We start from the raw sequence: 17317 nt of genomic DNA, 5'->3' as shown, positions 1-17317 counted from the left end.
GGAGGCATTTGATGTCAATACAAGTATGGATCGGTCTTTCTGGCGGACTGGGCATTCTTTCACTAGGAAGCTTTTTATACTTCTTTATGAAAGATAGTCGGTTACGATTAGCGATCGGCAAGAAAAGCACCACACTCCTTCTAGATTGCGGCCTATTGTTTGTTTCCATTGCCGCTCTCGCTGCAGCTGTGCTGCTTTATCTAGATTGGCAAGAACAATTGGCATATTTTTTAAATCGATAACAAAGGAGACCGATAGATGGCGGAAATATTGATCCTCACTAAAAACTCTTTAGCAGAACAACCGCTACAAAATACACTTCAACGCTTGAACGACGAAGTCTATTGCTCTTCTCGTTTATTCTTTGAGATAGATCGATGTTCAGACCTTTTCTCATTTTTTTCTTTAGTCATTCTAAGTGATTCGATTTCTACAATCGAGATATCACACTATTGGTCATCGCTAAAGAAATCAAAGCTTCCGATAATCAGAAAAGGGAATAAAGCATTAGTTCGTCAAAGCGACTATGACTGGATGATTGAAGAAATAGACGACTGGATAGAAGATCAGATGTCGGTTGCTGAAATTGTTGATATGGTCACAAAATACACAATAAAACCGAAAGAAACCGTGACTTCTAAAGGCGGTAGCTCTACTGATCCATCTCCTTACTCAGACGTTAGCTATTACCAATTCGTTTCTAGTTTGTCGTCTAAAGAGCAACAATTTCTGTTACGAATGTATGAAGCACAAGGTGAAACAGTATCCAGAGAACAGCTTTGTGAGAGACTTTGGAACCGTGAACCTACAAATTCCTCTCTTTGCCAGCTATCCACGATTGTCCATCGACTAAAAAATAAGCTGAGCTTAGTAGGATTGAATGAACAAGATATAAAAACTTTATGGGGAAAAGGATACTTTATTGAGCCTACACTACATTCGTTTTTAGAAAAATATGAGTTTCATTAAATGAGGATAGATTAAAAACAGGTCAACAATGTACAATGTTGGCTTGTTTTTTTGTCAAAAATAAGCGGATGGAATAGGCCAGATAAGCTATAAAAATAGGGCTATCAATAGAATTAAAATTGAGAAGATGGAGTTTATTGAATGATTCAAATAGCAGGCAAAGAAAATCAATGATTCTCTTTACCTGCTATCTATTTATTTTGACTGCAACCTGTACACAACCATCACTCCTCTCTTTATACTTATTGACAAAGGAAAGGAATTAGTGAAGTCTATTAGGTAATAGGATAGGGGAGGAGCAAAGAAATGAACTTTGAAGAATTAAAATGCTTTCAAAAGGTCTACCAACTAAAAAGTATGAATCGGGCAGCGAAGGAGTTGTTTTTAACTGCTCAAGGCGTAGGCAGAATCATTAACAAATTGGAGAATGAACTCAATGCCCGTTTCTTTGTCAGAAGTGTCAAAGGAATGGAGCCGACTAGGAGCGCTGAAATTTTATACGAGCATAGTCAAGAGCTTTTAGATAAATTCAGTATTATCAATGCTGCGATTCAACAGGAGAATGAGCGAGAAAACAAGTTAACTCTCCATTGCGCCAGAGGATCATTAAATGCTTTGTCCTTTGATGGGCTCGCTCACTTTATTGAGGATCATAAGGAAATCGAGATTTCTTGGAGTGAAATGCCTAATGACGAAGTTAAGAATAGCATATACATGCGACAGGCAAATGCGGGCTTAGTTATCGGAAAAACCAATTTGGAGGATGTGGATGAGGTCTTTATCGCACGAAGAGAGACTAAAGTATTAATTTATGAAGGACATCCGTTATATATGAAAGAAGTGATCACTCCTGCAGATTTGGCAAATGAACGAATCGTCATTTTAAACCAGAAGTATCAAATTTTTCATGAGTTCAATCACTATTGTGAACGAAATAACATATCACCGAAAATTGTTGGGTTAACAGAGGACAGTCATCTGTTGTATAAGCTGTGTCAAAGCGGCCAAGGCTTAGGGATCATTCTTGACTTTTCAGTGGATGCATTTGATATGAAGAAATTGAAGATGATTCCGCTAGAAACGCCTATTTACTGGGATGTATATCTGATTTACCCTCATTCTAATGAGCTGCTTCAACAGGTAGAATGGTTAGAAAACTACCTGCTTAGTTGTAACAAAAAGAGATAAGGACAACCGGTTTTGTTGATAGAGGAGTGACTCATATCTATGCTACTGTTAGAGCAAATATATTGTTAATCATTTAACAAGACAGGAGCGAATAGAAATGAAACGTAAATTCCCAAATCTATCTAAACCTATTAGGATCGGAAATGTGATGTTCAGGAATCGAATGTTCTCTGCGCCGATGGGGGGAACAGATATTACCGCGGATTTCTGTATTGGTCCCGCCTCTAAAGCTTTTTATGAATTAAGGGCTAAGGGAGGAGCAGGGGCAGTAACAGTATCTGAGGTCATGGTTCATGGCGAGACAGATGGTTCCCATGCCTATCATTTGGATTTGAGTATCCCAGGATCTCTAGCAAGCGCAACCTATACAGCGGATGCGATTCGCCGTCATGGATCAATTCCAAGTGTTGAATTATCTCATTCGGGTCAATTTGCTGGCACTTATCTGGCTGATAAGACTAAGAAGAAGTCACTAACTCAATGGGGAGTTTCTCCAACGGTTCGTGCTGATGGCGTCCATGTTCAGCCATTGACACAAGAGAAAATTAACGAGATCGTCCAAGCCTACGGTGAAGCAGCTGGGCTGGCAAAACGGGCAGGTTTTGAGATGGTCATGGTTCATGGTGGACATGGCTGGTTGATCAATCAATTTCTTTCACCGCTTTTTAACAAACGAGAGGATCACTACGGAGGAAGCTTGGAAAACCGCTGCCGATTTGCGGTGGAAGTGCTGAAGAGTGTCAGAGCGGCAGTTGGCGAAAGCTTTCCTATTGAATTTCGGATGAGCGGATCGGAATTTGTTGAGGGCGGATATGATATTGCTGAAGGTGTAGAAATTGCTAAAAGAATCGAAGAATATGTTGATTTGATTCATGTATCAGCTGGTACGTATCAAGGAACTTTTGGAATCACTCATCCCTCGATGTTCACCGAACATGGAACCAATGTTTTTCTAGCGGCAGAAATCAAGAAACAGGTTAAAAAGCCCGTCGCAACAATCGGAGGTCTGAATGATCCAGCGCAGATGGAGGAAATTATTGCTTCTGGGAAAGCCGATGTAGTAGAGATGGCGAGAGCGCTTTTGGCAGACCCATTTTTACCGCGTAAAGTAATGGTAAATGAGGATCAAGACATTGTTCATTGTCTTCGCTGTTTTGTTTGTATGGCCGAGCGTGCGGAAACGACTACTCGTCGCTGTACAGTCAATCCACTGATTGGGCGAGAGCTGGAGGGGACCGATATTTATCCAGCACCTGTAAAGAAAAAGGTCGTGGTAGTTGGTGGAGGGCCAGGCGGTTTAGAAGCCGCAAAAACAGCAGCGCAACGTGGTCATCAAGTCATCTTATTTGAAAAGGATGCTGAGTTGGGCGGTATTCTAAATTGTGAAGCTGCGATTCCCTTCAAATATGAAATGTATCAATTAGGTCAAACCTTTGCTAAACAAGCGCGTGATTTAGGAGTTGATATTCGCCTAAATACAGCAGCGAACAAACAGAATATTGAGGCAGAACAGCCAGATGCGTTAATTATTGCTGCTGGATCATCTCCGATCCTTCCAAAGCTTGAGGGGATTGACGGACCGAATGTAACATTGATCAATAACTATCATAAAAAGCCGGATGCAATTAAAGATTCTGTTGTGATTTTAGGTGGAGGTCTGGCAGGCTGTGAAGCAGCGATCCATTTTGCCCGCCAAGGCAAAATGGTAACCGTTGTCGAAATGAGAAAAGAAGTAGCACCGGATGCCAATGTTCGTCATCGACCGTTACTAATTCAAGAGCTGGCAAAAGGAGTAGATGTAAAAACAGAACATCAAGGGGTGAGAATCACATCAGAAGGATTATGGTGTTTGAGTCCTTCCAACCAAGAGATATTAATCCCTGCGAAATCAGTAGTTGTCGCGGTTGGTCAACGACCAAATAGAAGCGTAGCAGAAGAACTTTTGGATGCTGCACCATTCGTCGTTGAGATTGGCGATGTTGTTCGGGCATCGACCATCACTACAGCTGTTTATCAAGGCTATCATGCTGCGATGGATATTTAGGAGGGCGACTATGATGGAAAAGAAAAGATGGCTGATATTGATTGCTTGTTGTGTGATTAATCTTTGTTTAGGTTCTATTTATTCGTGGAGCGTGTTTGCTACTCCGATGGCGGATTATTTAACTTCTTTCTCGGGATCGTTGGTAACAACAGCCGATTTAGCGTTGGTCTATACAGTAGCGAATTCAGTAGGTCCGATTACGATGATCACAGGAGGATGGTTCAATGACCGCTTTGGACCAAGAAATGTGATTCTAGTTGGAGGCATTCTGTTTACAGGCGGCTTGATTTTGTCTGGTTTTGCTAACAGCACCGGCTTTCTTCTTGTTAGCTATGGGCTAGTTAGTGGCCTTGGATTAGGAATGGCTTATGGGTGTACGATTTCTACGGTAGTGAAATATTTTCCAGATAAACGCGGATTAGTTGGCGGGATCGCGACCGCGGTTTATGGCTTAAGCGCAGTTGTGATTTCTCCGATCGTTACTATGATTGTTGAAAAATCAAGTGCCCCGACGGCCTTTAAGGTGATTGGTGGAGTTTTTATGGTGTTGATAATCATCAGCAGTTTCTTTGTCAAACGACCTCCAGAAAATTTCAAACCTGAAGGCTGGCAGCCAAAGGAAAACCATGCTCGCGTGGAAAGCGTTGAAAAAAACTGGCAGGAAATGATGAAATCACCGATTTTTTATGTGATGATCATTCTATTAACCTGTGGTGCCTTTAGCGGAATGATGGTAATTTCTCAGGCGGCAGGAATTGCACAAGGAATGATTGGGATGGATATTTTAGCAGCCAGTTCAGCAGTTTCTATTTTAGCTCTGTTTAATTCTTGTGGTCGAATAATCGCAGGTTATTTATCGGATCGGATTGGACGAATCAATACGCTGATGATTGCTTGTACATTCTCTATCGCGGGTGTAACGGTACTCTTTTTCACCAGTGAAGGAACGACTACTTTGTTTTATATAGGAATTTCGATCATCGGCCTTTGCTTTGGCGCTTTTATGGGGATTTTCCCAGGATTTACAGCAGATCAGTTTGGAGCAAAAAACAACAGTGTAAACTATGGAATTATGTTTATCGGCTTTGCCTTGGCTGGTTATTTTGGTCCAACCGTGATGCGGAGTGTTTTACAGCGCGAAGGCTCCTATCAAAATGCATTCATAATCGCCGCAGGGCTAAGTGGGATAGGGCTGCTTCTGTGCGGACTATATAAGATTATGACAAAGAAGGCAGCTTCAATAGAAGAAACAGCATAAAAAAGGTCGGAAAAGACTGCTGCTTGGCAGTCTTTTCTGACCTTTTGTTTTCTTGTAAAACAATACTCTAGACAGTACTAATAATGCATCAGTTTTTTTTTCAGCGATTTTAATGTAGATGGGTTCAATAATTTCGGCATGGAAGATTGAGTTCCTCCATTATCATTTTGTTGAATGGATAGCTTCCTGAATTTTTTCAAGACTCGGAATAGAGTTTGTATCATCTGTCGTCATAACTAAAGTAAACAGGAGATCCATGATGAGCATCTGAGCAAGCCGCCTTGTGTATATACCCATATTCTTATATTTTAATTCTTCAGTAGTGGCTATTAACGCATAGTTTGATGCTTTTACAAGAGAAGTATTATTGAAACTTGTAATTGCAATAATTGGTACATCATTCTTATTTAACATATCGGTAACCCTTAAAATATCCGAATTTTCTCCACTATGAGAGACAATAATCGCACAACTCTCACGTGTGAGCTTGCTGGCTTTTAGTAATTGCATATGATAATCCAAGTTGTATTCAACATCTAAAGGGGAACGCAAAAACTTATGAAAACCATCCAAAGCTACTGGTGCAGAACCACCAAGTCCAAAGAAGACAATTTTTTTTGTTTTAACTAAAAGATCAACCGCTTGTTGCAATTGTTCGTAGTCAATGAGACTAGCTGTGGTCGATAATGATTGCGTCGAGACCTCGACAACTTTTTCAGTAATCGATTGAATACTGTCTTCCTCGTAAATACCTTCAAAAATTTTCTTCTTTGAATTATTTGATAAAAGAACAGTCAACTCCTTAAAACCAGAAAGACCTATTTTTTTAGAAAATAAAAAGACTGTAGATTCCGCTACTCCACAAATTTCGGAAATCTCTGATATCGTCTTGTTTTTAGCTTCCTCGGGACTGTGCAAAAGGTAATCGGCAATTTTCTTTTCTTTTTTTGTCATTGTTGGATAGTTTGTTTGAATAACACTCTCTAAGTAAATCATAAATACCCTCCTAAATGAAAATCGAAATAATTCGAAAAAATAATTTTACTTTTCGAAAAAATTCTATATAATAAAAATATATTTATTCTGAGGTGTGAAAAATAAAAAAATTTCATTTTTAGTATAACACAGTTTCACCAATGAATAAATTCGTTAAATTTTAGGAGGGATTGAATATGTCAGAAGTAGGTTTAGTAAGAGTAGATAGCCGTTTGTTGCATGGCCAAGTTGTAACACGCTGGATCGGTCAAGTGAATGCGAAAGAAGTAATTATTTTCGACGATGAGTTGTCTAAAGATGAGTTTATGATTGAAGTTTTTCAAATGGCTGCACCAAATGGCGTAAACCTGATTGTTAAATCAGTGGATGAGGTTGAGGGTTTCTTGCATGACAGACCTTTAAAAAATTCCATTATTCTCTTTAAGAATATTCCAATGCTACTCAAAGGAATGAAAGCGAATACAATGATTAAAAAGGTTCAGATTGGAGGGATTGGAGGAGGCCCAAACCGAGTGGTTGTGTTCAAAAATATTACATTGACAAAAGAAGAGTATGAAGACTTAAAAGGTTTGACTGCAAAAGGAGTCAGTATTTATCTTCAGACAGTTCCAGAAGAAAAGGAAATTACTTTAGCAGATATTCAAAATAAGTTCAGATAGGAGGGAAAAGAGTATGACTATTGTTCAAGCAATAATTCTTGGTGTTCTATTCTGTTTTTGCCGTATGGGTATTTTGTACACTTGGCCTAAAAATATTCCTTTGTTTGGAGCATTACTGATTGGGATTGTATTAGGTGATGTTCCTCAAGCAATGATTATTGGCGCTGCGATCCAAGCAATTTATATGGGTGTCATTCAGCCGGGCGGCAATATTCCAACAGATCAAGTGTTGGCTACCTTTATAGCTCTGCCAATTGCAATTCAAACTAATTTGTCTCCAGAGGTGGCAGTTACTTTAGCTGTCCCAGTGGGGTTATTGGGAGTATTATTGGATTATATTCGTAGAACAGTCAATGCGGCGTGGGTTCACATGGCTGATAATTATGCAGAAAAGGCTGACGTCAAGGGAATTATGCGTGCTCATTTCTTATATCCCACCTTATCACTTATTTTCATTTATATCATTCCCGTAGCAATCGCGATATATCTCGGACCGAGTGCTGTTAAAAGCTTCATGAACATTATTCCAGATTGGATCATGACAGGACTTCAAGTCGCTGGTGGTATTCTTCCAGCACTAGGTTTTGCAATTACAATTTCTGTAATTGGTAAAAAGGGAATTCTCCCATACTTCATTTTGGGCTTTTTCTTATTCCAATATGCACAACAAGTTAATACGATTGCCTTTGCATTATTAGGAATGTTTTTAGCCTTCTTGCATATAACATTCACGAAATCAAATACATCTGAGGAAGCGGGGATATTATAATGAGCGAGCATCAAGTAAACACAGATAAGTTGTTAACGAAAAAGGATATTCGACGTTCTTGGATGATGTGGTTAGGAACTTGTGAGTTGTCAAATTCTTTTGAACGATTACAAAGCCTTTCCTTTGTTGGCTGTCTTGCACCAATTTTAAAAAAACTATATAAAGATGACGAACAATTGAGTTTGGCTTTAAAACGTCATTTGACTTTTTTTAATACTGAAGGAATTTGGGGAAGTTTGATTCACGGCATTGTAATAGCGATGGAAGAGGAAAGAGCAAAAGGTGAAGATATTTCTGATGATATGATTACTGGTTTGAAGACAGGATTTATGGGCCCTTTAGCTGGAATCGGAGATACTGTTGACTGGGGAACCATTCGTCCAATCGTAATTGGGCTATTTTTACCTTTAGCTTCAGCAGGAAGTTGGATTGCCGGGTTAGGTCCGTTTGTTGTAGTAAGTCTAATCACTTCTTCAATTAGTTATTACTTGTGGCACTTAGGTTATAAGGTAGGACGTAAAAGTATCCTTCAAGTACTTAAGGACGGTCGCATCAATCAATTTATTATGGCGTCTAGTATTTTAGGGATGTTCATGATGGGTATACTATCTTCCCAATACGTTAAGATGGAATTAACACCATTTTTAATCGTAAATGGTGAGAAAACAACAGTCCAATCCTATGTTGATCAAATATTGCCTGGACTACTACCAATAGCTGCAGTATTTATCCTCTATTACTTAATTAAGAAAAAGAATGTTAAGTACACTACGATTTTGTTAGGGGTTTTAGTTTTTTCTTTATTAGGGGCCTTAGTAGGATTATTTTAGTGGGAGGAAAGTCATGCAATCAAATGTAAAAAAAACTATCTACCAAAATGTAGATTCAAATAAGTCTGAATTAATTCAGATTAGCGAGTATATCCATAAACATCCAGAATTGGGGTATAAAGAATTTAAGGCGGTAAAAAAAATAAGTGACTATTTAGAAACAAAAGGGAATCAAGTTGAGCGTCCATTTTGTGAATTAGCGACTTCTTTTAAAGCATCATATACGCACGGAGAGGGAAAAAATCACATCGCTGTATTAGCAGAATATGATGCATTGCCAAAATTAGGTCATGCATGTGGGCACAATATTATTTGTACTTCTGCAGTTGGAGCCTTTCTAGCAACAAAAAAAGCAATGGAAGATCACGATATCTCTGGAAAAATTTCGATTATTGGGACACCTGCTGAAGAAGGCGGAGGTGGAAAAATAAAATTAATAGAAGCTGGAGCTTTTGTTGATGTAGACGCTTCTATAATGGTTCATCCGACCTCTGGAACCACGCGGATTGCTGGGAGGTGTACAACTACCTATTCATTTACGATTGAGTTTTTTGGTAAATCTGCTCATGCAGCTAGCCAACCATTTAAAGGAATTAATGCATTGGATGCAGCAAATCTTTTTTTTAATGCCATTGGATTTTTGCGTCAACAAGTAACGTCGGATGTTCGAATGTCCGGGTATATCGTTGAGGGAGGAACTGCTAGTAATGTGATACCAGACTATACCAAAATTGAGTACAGTGTTCGCTGCATGGAAGAACTCGAGATGATTAGTTTAGTGGAAAGGGTCAAAAAATGTATTGAAGCAGCAGCTTTAGCGACAGGATGTGAAGTGGACATCACCGAGGAGAAAGGGTATGCGGCAAGAACATTTAGCCATACATTAGGAAACATTTGTCGTTCGGCTTTGGAAGATGTGGATGAAGAAGTTTTATCTGGATTTCCAGATGATTTTGGCTCAACTGACTTTGGAAATGTTAGTCAAATTATGCCAACAGCAAATCCATATTTCAGCTTGAATCCTACTAGAGTATCACTTCATACTCCAGAGTATGAGAGGTTGGCAATCCAACCGATAAGTCATAATGCAATCGAGCGCTCAGCAAAGGCCATGAGTCAAACAATTATCGAGTGTTTTTTAGATCCTCAAATACTAGTTCAGGCAAAAAATGAGCGAAAGGATAGCTTGATTATAGACACAAAACCAAGATAAACATATGTATTTCTATCTATATTAGTAAAATCTGTAACGAGAATTGGAGGAAAAAATGAACAATCATATCCTTATTTTAACTCATGGAGACTTTGGTGATAGTCTATTAAGGTCGGCGCAAATGATTATTGGGGATTTTGAGAATGTTTCTGCGATTTCCTTATTGCCAGAAGATTCTGGCGAAGCATTTTATAAAAAAGTCATAGAGGAGATATCAGAAATTAAGAAGGATATTGTCTGCTTAGTCGATTTGTTTGGAGGAAGTCCGTGCAATACTGCATTGAGATTGTCAGAAAATCGAAACATTGAAATCGTCTGTGGACTTAATTTACCAATGTTTATTGAGTTGTATAATCAGCTAAGTCTTTCTGAAGGATTCAATAGTGAGACACTAATTGATACAACTAGAGACAATATTTTTGATGTAACAAAAAGGTTTTTAGCCAATAAAAGCTAGAAGATATTTCATTAATTTTTAAACTTTATCAGATATATCCTAGTGAAAATTACGCTATGAGAATTCTCTGATACGCAAAATAAAAGAACAATTATTTGAATTTTTGAAAGCACATAAACAGCTTGTCTGTTTATGTGCTTTTTGTGATTTTTTAAACTTCAAAATAAACTTTCTAGAACTTGAGTATTTTTTTAAAATAACGGTTTGATATTAGTTTAAACTATAGTTAGAATCGACTAGCATCATGTTGTTGATTGGATTGCTTAAAAATGGGGATGAAAGCGGATACTTTAAAATCTGTAAATGACCTATACTATGGGTGAGCTCAATTGATAACTAAGAGAGGATGAATGCTAGAAATAAAAATTACAGGAAAGGATGATTGAAATGGATAAACGAAGTGAGCGGATTCTAAATTATCTGGTTTATCATTCTCAAGTTGATAGTCGAACATTAATGAACGAGTTTGATATTACTCGAAATCAACTGAACTATAGTATCAAGAAAATCAATAGCTGGTGTGAGGAGTTAAATTTTCCAGAACTAATGCGAACAAGAAATGGTTTTTTCTATTTGTCTCCAGAGCTGCTAGCCCATTTTAAGGAGGACAAAATTTCTGAGAAATCTACGGCTTCTTTTTACACTGAAAAAGACCGATGCAACATTATTCTTCTAATCATTTTTACAAAACCTAGTTACTTGTCTCTTGATCACTTTATGATTGATTTGCAAATCAGTAAGAATACTGTTTTAAGATCATTACGCTACCTAAAAAAGGAATTACCAAATGAAATCAAGCTTTCGTATTCTCGTACACTTGGATATGATCTATCGGGAAATGAGTGGGATTTAAGAAAATTATTGATAGAGACGATTGACGAATTGAGAAAAATACCCAATGGAGATCAGTTATTAAAGACTTTTACAGAGTCCATCAGTGATGAAATAGCTAACTTTCATGAGATTTTAGAGGATGCGGAAGAAACACTTAAGGTCAAATTTTCAGATGAGCAAATAGAAGTACTGCCCTATATTCTTGCAATCATTGCTTATCGAATAACGAATGGGTACACCATACAAGAATCATTTCAAATCAATAATAGTATGTTAGCAGACACAAAGGAATATGCCGTGGCAAGTGAAATGTTTGAAGAGTGGGCAGAGTTTCCTGATCAAGAGAAACTATTCATTACCTTGCAGCTGTTAACGACGAATATTATCTCGGGAGACATTTTGACGGAAGAGCTTTCTCAACAATTATCAATAATTATTGAGGATTGTTTAACCTCTTTTGAAAAGAAAGCTTGCGTCACCTTGACGGATAAGCAGCATTTAAAGGAACGAATGATCTTGCACATGAAACCTGCTTTCTATCGGATGAGGTATCACTTGAATTTGAGAATGGAAATTGAAGATATTCAAATTGATCCGAAATACTATGCTTTTAAGGAAATTATTCTAGAAGCTTTTCAACCGCTTCAGGAATTTATTGGCGAGACGATCCCAGATGATGAATTCTTATTTATTACAATGTTTGTTTTGAGTGCTTTATCGGAAGTAAAAAAAGGACGTAAAGAATATCAGGCGGTCGTCGTTTGTAAAAGCGGTGTTCTAATTTCCCAAACACTTAATACTTTTTTACAAAAAATTTTTCCAGAGTTTACCTTCTTACCTCCATGCTCATTGAGAAGTTTTTCGAAAATCAAAAATCAAGTAGATGTAGTATTTTCAACAGTCCCCATAAAAGGGGTGGAGAAGCTATTTATTGTAAAGCCGATTATGAGTCAATATGAATTGAGACTTTTAAAAAGTCATGTCCTAAGAGAAATGGATGGAGGAACACATCAAGAAATCGACGCTTTATTGCAAAGAATCATGTCGGCTGTAGAGGAATACACCGTTGTTCAGGATCGATCATCCCTTGAAAAAAAATTAGTGGACGTATTTCAAACAAGAGAAAATCACCAACGGGATCATGCGCCAAATTCAGAACATCGTTTACTAGATCTTTTATCGATTGAAGCTGTTCAGGTTGTTGAAAGTGTGGAGAACTATCAAGAAGCGATTATTAAAGGAAGCCAACCGCTTCTAGCAAAAAAGCAGATTACATCCAATTATATACAGACCATGATTGATTCGCACGATATCGATGATTCTTATATTGTTTTGGGTGATGAAGTAGCTATCCCTCACGCTCGACCAGAGGAAGGTGTAAAGGATTTAGCCGTCTCCCTACTGTATGTCAAGGATGGCGTAAATTTTTCAAGAGACTGTCTTGTCCATTTCGTATTTATTATCGCTCCTATAAATCAAGAGAGCCATATTAATGCCCTTTTTGAAATAATGAGTATCGCAGAAAATAAAAAAATATTAAAAACTATGAAAAAAAGCAATACATCGCATGAGCTATTAAACTGTCTAAATATTGGTGAAGGTGAGGAAGACAAATGAATGTTGAAGAACTAGTTAGAGAAGATTTAGTGATTTTCTCTAAAGCCAAAACTAAATCTGAAGTATTAAGTGAACTTTCTGATTTATTAATTGTGAATAAGCATGTGAAAGCATCATATAAAGATGCCGTTTTAGAAAGAGAAGAGGCTTTCCCAACAGGCTTGGAAACCGAAAAATTTGGAGTTGCTATTCCTCATACAGACAGTATTCACGTGAATGAACCTGCTGTGGCAATTGCTCTTTTAGAAAAGAAGCTCCCATTTATTCAGATGGGAACGAGCGATGAAGTGGTACAAGTTGAAGTAATTTTTATGTTGGCGCTAAAAAAGGCGGAGGATCAGTTGGAAGTCTTACAAGTTTTTATTGACCTGATTCAAAATGATTCGATTATGAAGAAACTGGTTACCGGAAACAATCCAAAGGAAATTATCAAAACGATTCAGGAGTTTTCTGAACAAATATCATAGGAGTGATAAAAATGTTAGCACCCATTCTTGATAGAGTTCTGTATTTTAATCTGGGCTCATTCGGACGAATGATCGTTGAATTAATCCAAAATAATAAATGGTTCTTTCTTTCAATGTTTCTGATTTATGGGGGAATCATACTATATGCGAAAGTAATTTGGTCCCATTACATGCCTAAGAAAATGTACAGCTATTTAAAGAGTACCGAGTTAAAGAATCGTTCAATTGAGGAGTTATACCAAGGATGGTTAAGATATCGAAAGAACTTACCACAGTATATTTTAGTACCCACGCACAATGAATTTTGGGTAAAGCCAGCAGCGAAAATGACCGGAACAGAGCAAAAACTTTTTTATAATTCAAATAGAAAAAAGATGAATGAAAAAGATTGTTTTACACTAATTGCCGAACAACTGTAGCCAACAATTAATTTAGGAGGAATATATTATGGAAAAAAAACGAATTTATGTGTGTTGCGGATCTGGGATTGCGACTTCAACGGTCATTTCCAAGAAGGTAAAGGAAGCGGTTGAAGCAAATAAGATTCCGTATACGCTAGAACAATGTACCGTGCAACAAATTTCTTCAAAAGTAGCGACTCTAAAGCCAGATTTAATCGTTAGCTCCGCTCAAATCCCAACAGATGTTAAAGACGTACCAGTGGTGATGGGGCGTTCATTCTTAACAGGGATCAAAAAGCAAGAAACGATCGATCAGATTATTTCAATTCTAAAACAGTAAGTATGTAAATAGGAGGAAAAAAGATGACTGCAATTTTTGATTTTTTTCAGTACATTGTCAATTTAGGGGTTAGTGTAATGATGCCTCTTATCATTACGGTGTTGGGATTAATATTTGGAAATAAGTTTTCAGCATCCTTCAAATCTGGTTTGACTGTTGGGGTCGGATTTGTTGGGCTGAATGTAATTGCGACTTTGATGACGTCTGCGATCAGCCCTGTAACTAAAGCATTAGTGGAGAACTATAATTTTCATTTAGTTGCTACCGATATTGGTTGGGGAGTTGGTTCGTCCTTAGCTTGGGGAACACAGATTGTTCCATTCGTATTTATCACAGTTATAGCAACGAATGTAGTCATGATTTTGTTGAATTGGACAAAAACTATGGATGTGGACATTTGGAATTTCTGGCACTCCATGATGATTGCTGGCGCGCTATATTTAACGACTAAAAGCATGATTCTAGCGCTGTTAAGTGCAGTGATCAATATGGCGATTGTGTTTAAGATTGCTGACTGGACACAAAAAGATTTAGATGAAGTTTTGGGATTAGAAGGTATTTCGTTTCCACAAATTCAGTCAAGCGGCTGGGCTTTAATCGGCTATCCTTTAAATTGGTTACTTGATCGAATTCCGGGTATTAAAAATATTTCTTGGACACCAGAAAAAGTCCAAAGCAAGCTGGGTATTTTCGGTGAACCAATGTTAATCGGTTTGTTTGTTGGAGGAATCTTAGCTACAGCAGCAAAAATGCCTTTAGATCAAATTTTGCAAACAGCGGTGACAATAGCTGCAAGTTTAGTCCTAATGCCTAGAATGGTCGCTTTATTAATGGACGGTTTGATGTTGATTTCTGAATCAGCGCAGGAGTGGATGCAAAAAAGATTTGAAGGTCGAGAATTATATATTGGATTAGATTCAGCTTTGGGAATTGGGCATCCGTATGTCTTAACAACAGGATTATTGATGATTCCTGTCGCTCTTATCCTGGCGTTTATCTTGCCAGGGAATAAAGTTTTACCCTTAGCCGATTTGACAGCGTTACCATATTTTATGATATTTGCGATTGTGCCTTCAAAAGGGAATTTATTCCGTGGACTTGTTACAGGGGTGATTTTTACAGCGATTATCTTGTACTGTGCTACTTATGCGGCACCGATCGTCACTCAGCTAGCGACACAAGTGGGATATGAGATGCCGGCTGACACTGAGATGGTTACTTCATTAGCGGTTGGTTCTCAGTGGTACACATGGATTATATATGCTTTATTCAAGGCAATTGGAGGAGTTTTCTAAGCGTCCTAAATAGAAAAAACACTAGAAATTGGAGGAATATTTAATGAAAGCAGCATTGATGTATGGAGCAAATGATATCCGGATTGAGGAAATTAAAAAGCCCGATTATGACGAAGAGGGATTGCTCTTGAAGGTCGAGGTAATCGGCTTATGCGGTTCTGATATAAGAAATGTGACCACTGATTCAAGGAAAGGGGACTATCCTCATATTTATGGTCATGAAGTTGTAGGGACAGTCTCAGAAATCGGTGAAAAGTGTACAAAGTTCAAAGTAGGTGATCGGTTATATGTCTATCCTGCAGTACCTTGTCTAGAGTGTGAGTATTGTCGCGCTGGGAATAGTCACAGCTGTAAAAATTTGAAGGCTTATGACAGAATCCAAGGCGGCTTTGCTCAATATATGGCTGTGCCATCGTGGGGAGTAAATGGACCGAATATCTATAAAATTCCAGAAGCAGTATTGTTTGAAACAGCAGTGATGGCAGAACCGTTATCGTCAGTATACGCTTGCTTGGATAATGTAAAGGTTCAAATTGGACAGACGATAGTCATTGTCGGAGCTGGTCCGATTGGATGCCTTCAGGCAGAATTGGCCAAAATACGTGGAGCAAATAAAGTAATTATGGTTGAAATTAACGATCAAAGACTGGCAGAGTCTAAAGCGTTCGGAGTTGACCATACAATCAACAGCTTAAAAGTTGATGCAGTAGAAGAAGTGAAAAAGCTGACTGATGGACAAGGGGCTCATGTCGTCATTTCGGCAAATCCTTCTACTAAAGCACAAACTCAAGCCGTTTACATGGTTCGGCCAAACGGTACCTTGGTATTTTTTGGCGGCGTTCCAAAAGGGGAAATGACACCTATTGATACAAACTTCCTTCATTATAATAGCATTTGGGTGTACGGCCATTATGGTTCAAATACGATCCAAGTAAAGGAAGCTTTTGACACTATTGTTTCAGGCAGAATTGATGCTTCTCGCTATATTTCAGAAATCATGCCATTGAGTCAATTGTACGATGCGATCCAGTTAATGAAGAGTGGGAAGGCAAATAAAGTGTTGATTAAGCCTTGGATGAACTAAATTGAGTTTTAGAGGAACTTTTTAGTAGACATAAATAAATTATCGTTTTTTAAAATATGGAGGGATTTATTTGAAGAACATTTTACAGTATAAACCAGTTCAAGAAATGATCGAGGTAACATCGAATCTCTACCGTTTAGGTTGGGATGAAAGAAACGGAGGGAATATCACCTATTTATTGGAGGAAAAAGACGTTCAAGAAGTGATCGATACGAAAAAAATTATTTGTAATATTCCCATGAGCTTTGATGGTCAAGCGTTAGCTGGAAAGTATTTCTTAGTTACTGGTTCGGGTAAATATTTTAAGAATGTAAAATCTGATCCTGAAAACAATTTAGGTATTCTAAGGGTTGCTGAAGATGCTCACAGTGTGGATCTGCTGTGGGGCTACAGCGATGGTGGGGTGCCAACTAGTGAATTACCTGCTCATTTTATGAGTCATATTGCACGGCTGGAGGTTGATCCAGAGAATAAGGTTGTTATGCATTGTCACGCGACACATTTACTGGCTATGACTTTTACCCATGAATTAACTTCAAAAGCATTTTCTCGAACATTATGGGAAATGTGTACAGAGTGTCTGGTCGTTTTTCCAGAAGGGGTAAGTGTGTTGCCTTGGTTAATTCCTGGATCTAATGAGATTGGTGAAGCAACAGCTGACGCAATGAAGAACTTCCGATTGGTTCTATGGTCTTTTCATGGTGTTTATGGGGCTGGAAGATCCATTGATGAAACATTTGGCTTAATTGAAACCGCCGAAAAAGCGGCTGAAGTTTACACGTATGTAAAAGCCCAAGGAGGAGTCAAACAGAAAATTTCTGATGAAAACTTTAAGGAGCTAGCTAAGCAGTTTGGTGTTACTCCGAACAAAGATTTTTTCAAAATATAAGGGGGAG

Annotated in this window: 18 protein-coding genes; 17 read left to right on the top strand and 1 reads right to left on the bottom strand. The window is 38.0% G+C overall.

Annotation, left to right across the window (positions count from 1 at the left end; genetic code table 11):
• The first annotated feature begins 11 nt into the window (after positions 1 to 11).
• The 5 genes from IGI67_RS25150 (at position 12) to IGI67_RS25130 (ending at position 5459) form a co-directional block, all read left to right on the top strand.
• Positions 12 to 242, top strand: coding sequence for a hypothetical protein (locus IGI67_RS25150; RefSeq protein ID WP_429959790.1), 231 nt, complete (start codon positions 12 to 14; stop codon positions 240 to 242).
• A 16-nt stretch (positions 243 to 258) separates the two neighbouring features.
• Positions 259 to 969 (top strand): winged helix-turn-helix domain-containing protein, encoded by a 711-nt coding sequence (locus IGI67_RS25145; protein WP_429959789.1) that lies wholly within the window; start codon positions 259 to 261, stop codon positions 967 to 969.
• A 306-nt stretch (positions 970 to 1275) separates the two neighbouring features.
• Positions 1276 to 2157 (top strand): LysR family transcriptional regulator, encoded by an 882-nt coding sequence (locus IGI67_RS25140; RefSeq protein ID WP_429959788.1) that lies wholly within the window; start codon positions 1276 to 1278, stop codon positions 2155 to 2157.
• A gap of 97 nt (positions 2158 to 2254) precedes the next feature.
• Positions 2255 to 4201: an FAD-dependent oxidoreductase gene (locus tag IGI67_RS25135; RefSeq protein WP_429959787.1), complete on the top strand. Its 1947-nt coding sequence runs from the start codon at positions 2255 to 2257 to the stop codon at positions 4199 to 4201.
• A gap of 13 nt (positions 4202 to 4214) precedes the next feature.
• Complete coding sequence (locus IGI67_RS25130; protein WP_429959786.1) at positions 4215 to 5459, top strand: L-lactate MFS transporter; 1245 nt, start codon at positions 4215 to 4217, stop codon at positions 5457 to 5459.
• A gap of 162 nt (positions 5460 to 5621) precedes the next feature.
• Here IGI67_RS25130 and IGI67_RS25125 read toward each other — a convergent pair whose 3' ends face one another.
• Positions 5622 to 6455 (bottom strand): MurR/RpiR family transcriptional regulator, encoded by an 834-nt coding sequence (locus IGI67_RS25125; protein WP_429959785.1) that lies wholly within the window; start codon positions 6453 to 6455, stop codon positions 5622 to 5624.
• Positions 6456 to 6631: 176 nt separating this feature from the next.
• On the opposite strand from IGI67_RS25125, the gene IGI67_RS25120 reads away from it, so the two are divergent.
• The 12 genes from IGI67_RS25120 to rhaD all read left to right on the top strand — a co-directional run bounded on the left by IGI67_RS25120 (position 6632) and on the right by rhaD (position 17310).
• Positions 6632 to 7114, top strand: coding sequence for a PTS sugar transporter subunit IIB (locus IGI67_RS25120; RefSeq protein ID WP_429959784.1), 483 nt, complete (start codon positions 6632 to 6634; stop codon positions 7112 to 7114).
• A 13-nt stretch (positions 7115 to 7127) separates the two neighbouring features.
• Positions 7128 to 7883, top strand: coding sequence for a PTS mannose/fructose/sorbose/N-acetylgalactosamine transporter subunit IIC (locus IGI67_RS25115; RefSeq protein ID WP_429959783.1), 756 nt, complete (start codon positions 7128 to 7130; stop codon positions 7881 to 7883).
• Entirely contained in the window at positions 7883 to 8713 is an 831-nt protein-coding gene (locus IGI67_RS25110) for a PTS system mannose/fructose/sorbose family transporter subunit IID (protein WP_429959782.1), read from the top strand. Before IGI67_RS25115 ends, IGI67_RS25110 begins: the two co-directional genes overlap by 1 nt.
• A gap of 13 nt (positions 8714 to 8726) precedes the next feature.
• A complete protein-coding gene (locus IGI67_RS25105) occupies positions 8727 to 9926 on the top strand; it encodes a M20 family metallopeptidase (protein WP_429959781.1) in 1200 nt (399 codons plus the stop codon).
• A gap of 55 nt (positions 9927 to 9981) precedes the next feature.
• On the top strand, positions 9982 to 10383 hold the full coding sequence (locus tag IGI67_RS25100) for a PTS sugar transporter subunit IIA (protein ID WP_429959780.1): 402 nt from the start codon (positions 9982 to 9984) through the stop codon (positions 10381 to 10383).
• Positions 10384 to 10770: 387 nt separating this feature from the next.
• Positions 10771 to 12834, top strand: a complete 2064-nt coding sequence (locus tag IGI67_RS25095) for a BglG family transcription antiterminator (RefSeq protein ID WP_429959779.1) — start codon at positions 10771 to 10773, stop codon at positions 12832 to 12834.
• Positions 12831 to 13301, top strand: a complete 471-nt coding sequence (locus IGI67_RS25090; RefSeq protein ID WP_429959778.1) for a PTS sugar transporter subunit IIA — start codon at positions 12831 to 12833, stop codon at positions 13299 to 13301. The genes IGI67_RS25095 and IGI67_RS25090 overlap by 4 nt, the downstream gene beginning before the upstream one ends.
• 11 nt (positions 13302 to 13312) lie before the next feature.
• Positions 13313 to 13720, top strand: coding sequence for a hypothetical protein (locus tag IGI67_RS25085; protein ID WP_429959777.1), 408 nt, complete (start codon positions 13313 to 13315; stop codon positions 13718 to 13720).
• A 28-nt stretch (positions 13721 to 13748) separates the two neighbouring features.
• Positions 13749 to 14042 (top strand): PTS sugar transporter subunit IIB, encoded by a 294-nt coding sequence (locus IGI67_RS25080; RefSeq protein WP_429959776.1) that lies wholly within the window; start codon positions 13749 to 13751, stop codon positions 14040 to 14042.
• Positions 14043 to 14065: 23 nt separating this feature from the next.
• The gene (locus IGI67_RS25075) at positions 14066 to 15337 is read left to right on the top strand and encodes a PTS galactitol transporter subunit IIC (protein WP_429959775.1); all 1272 of its coding nucleotides are present in this window, start codon (positions 14066 to 14068) and stop codon (positions 15335 to 15337) included.
• A gap of 43 nt (positions 15338 to 15380) precedes the next feature.
• A complete protein-coding gene (locus IGI67_RS25070) occupies positions 15381 to 16421 on the top strand; it encodes a zinc-binding dehydrogenase (RefSeq protein WP_429959774.1) in 1041 nt (346 codons plus the stop codon).
• A gap of 70 nt (positions 16422 to 16491) precedes the next feature.
• Entirely contained in the window at positions 16492 to 17310 is an 819-nt protein-coding gene (rhaD, locus tag IGI67_RS25065; RefSeq protein ID WP_429959773.1) for a rhamnulose-1-phosphate aldolase, read from the top strand.
• The last annotated feature ends 7 nt before the right edge of the window (positions 17311 to 17317 follow it).

Source organism: Enterococcus sp. AZ196, assembly GCF_050498845.1.
Lineage (GTDB): Bacteria > Bacillota > Bacilli > Lactobacillales > Enterococcaceae > Enterococcus_A > Enterococcus_A murrayae.
Note: the sequence above shows the minus strand (reverse complement) of the source record. Positions and strands in the feature narration are given on the sequence as shown.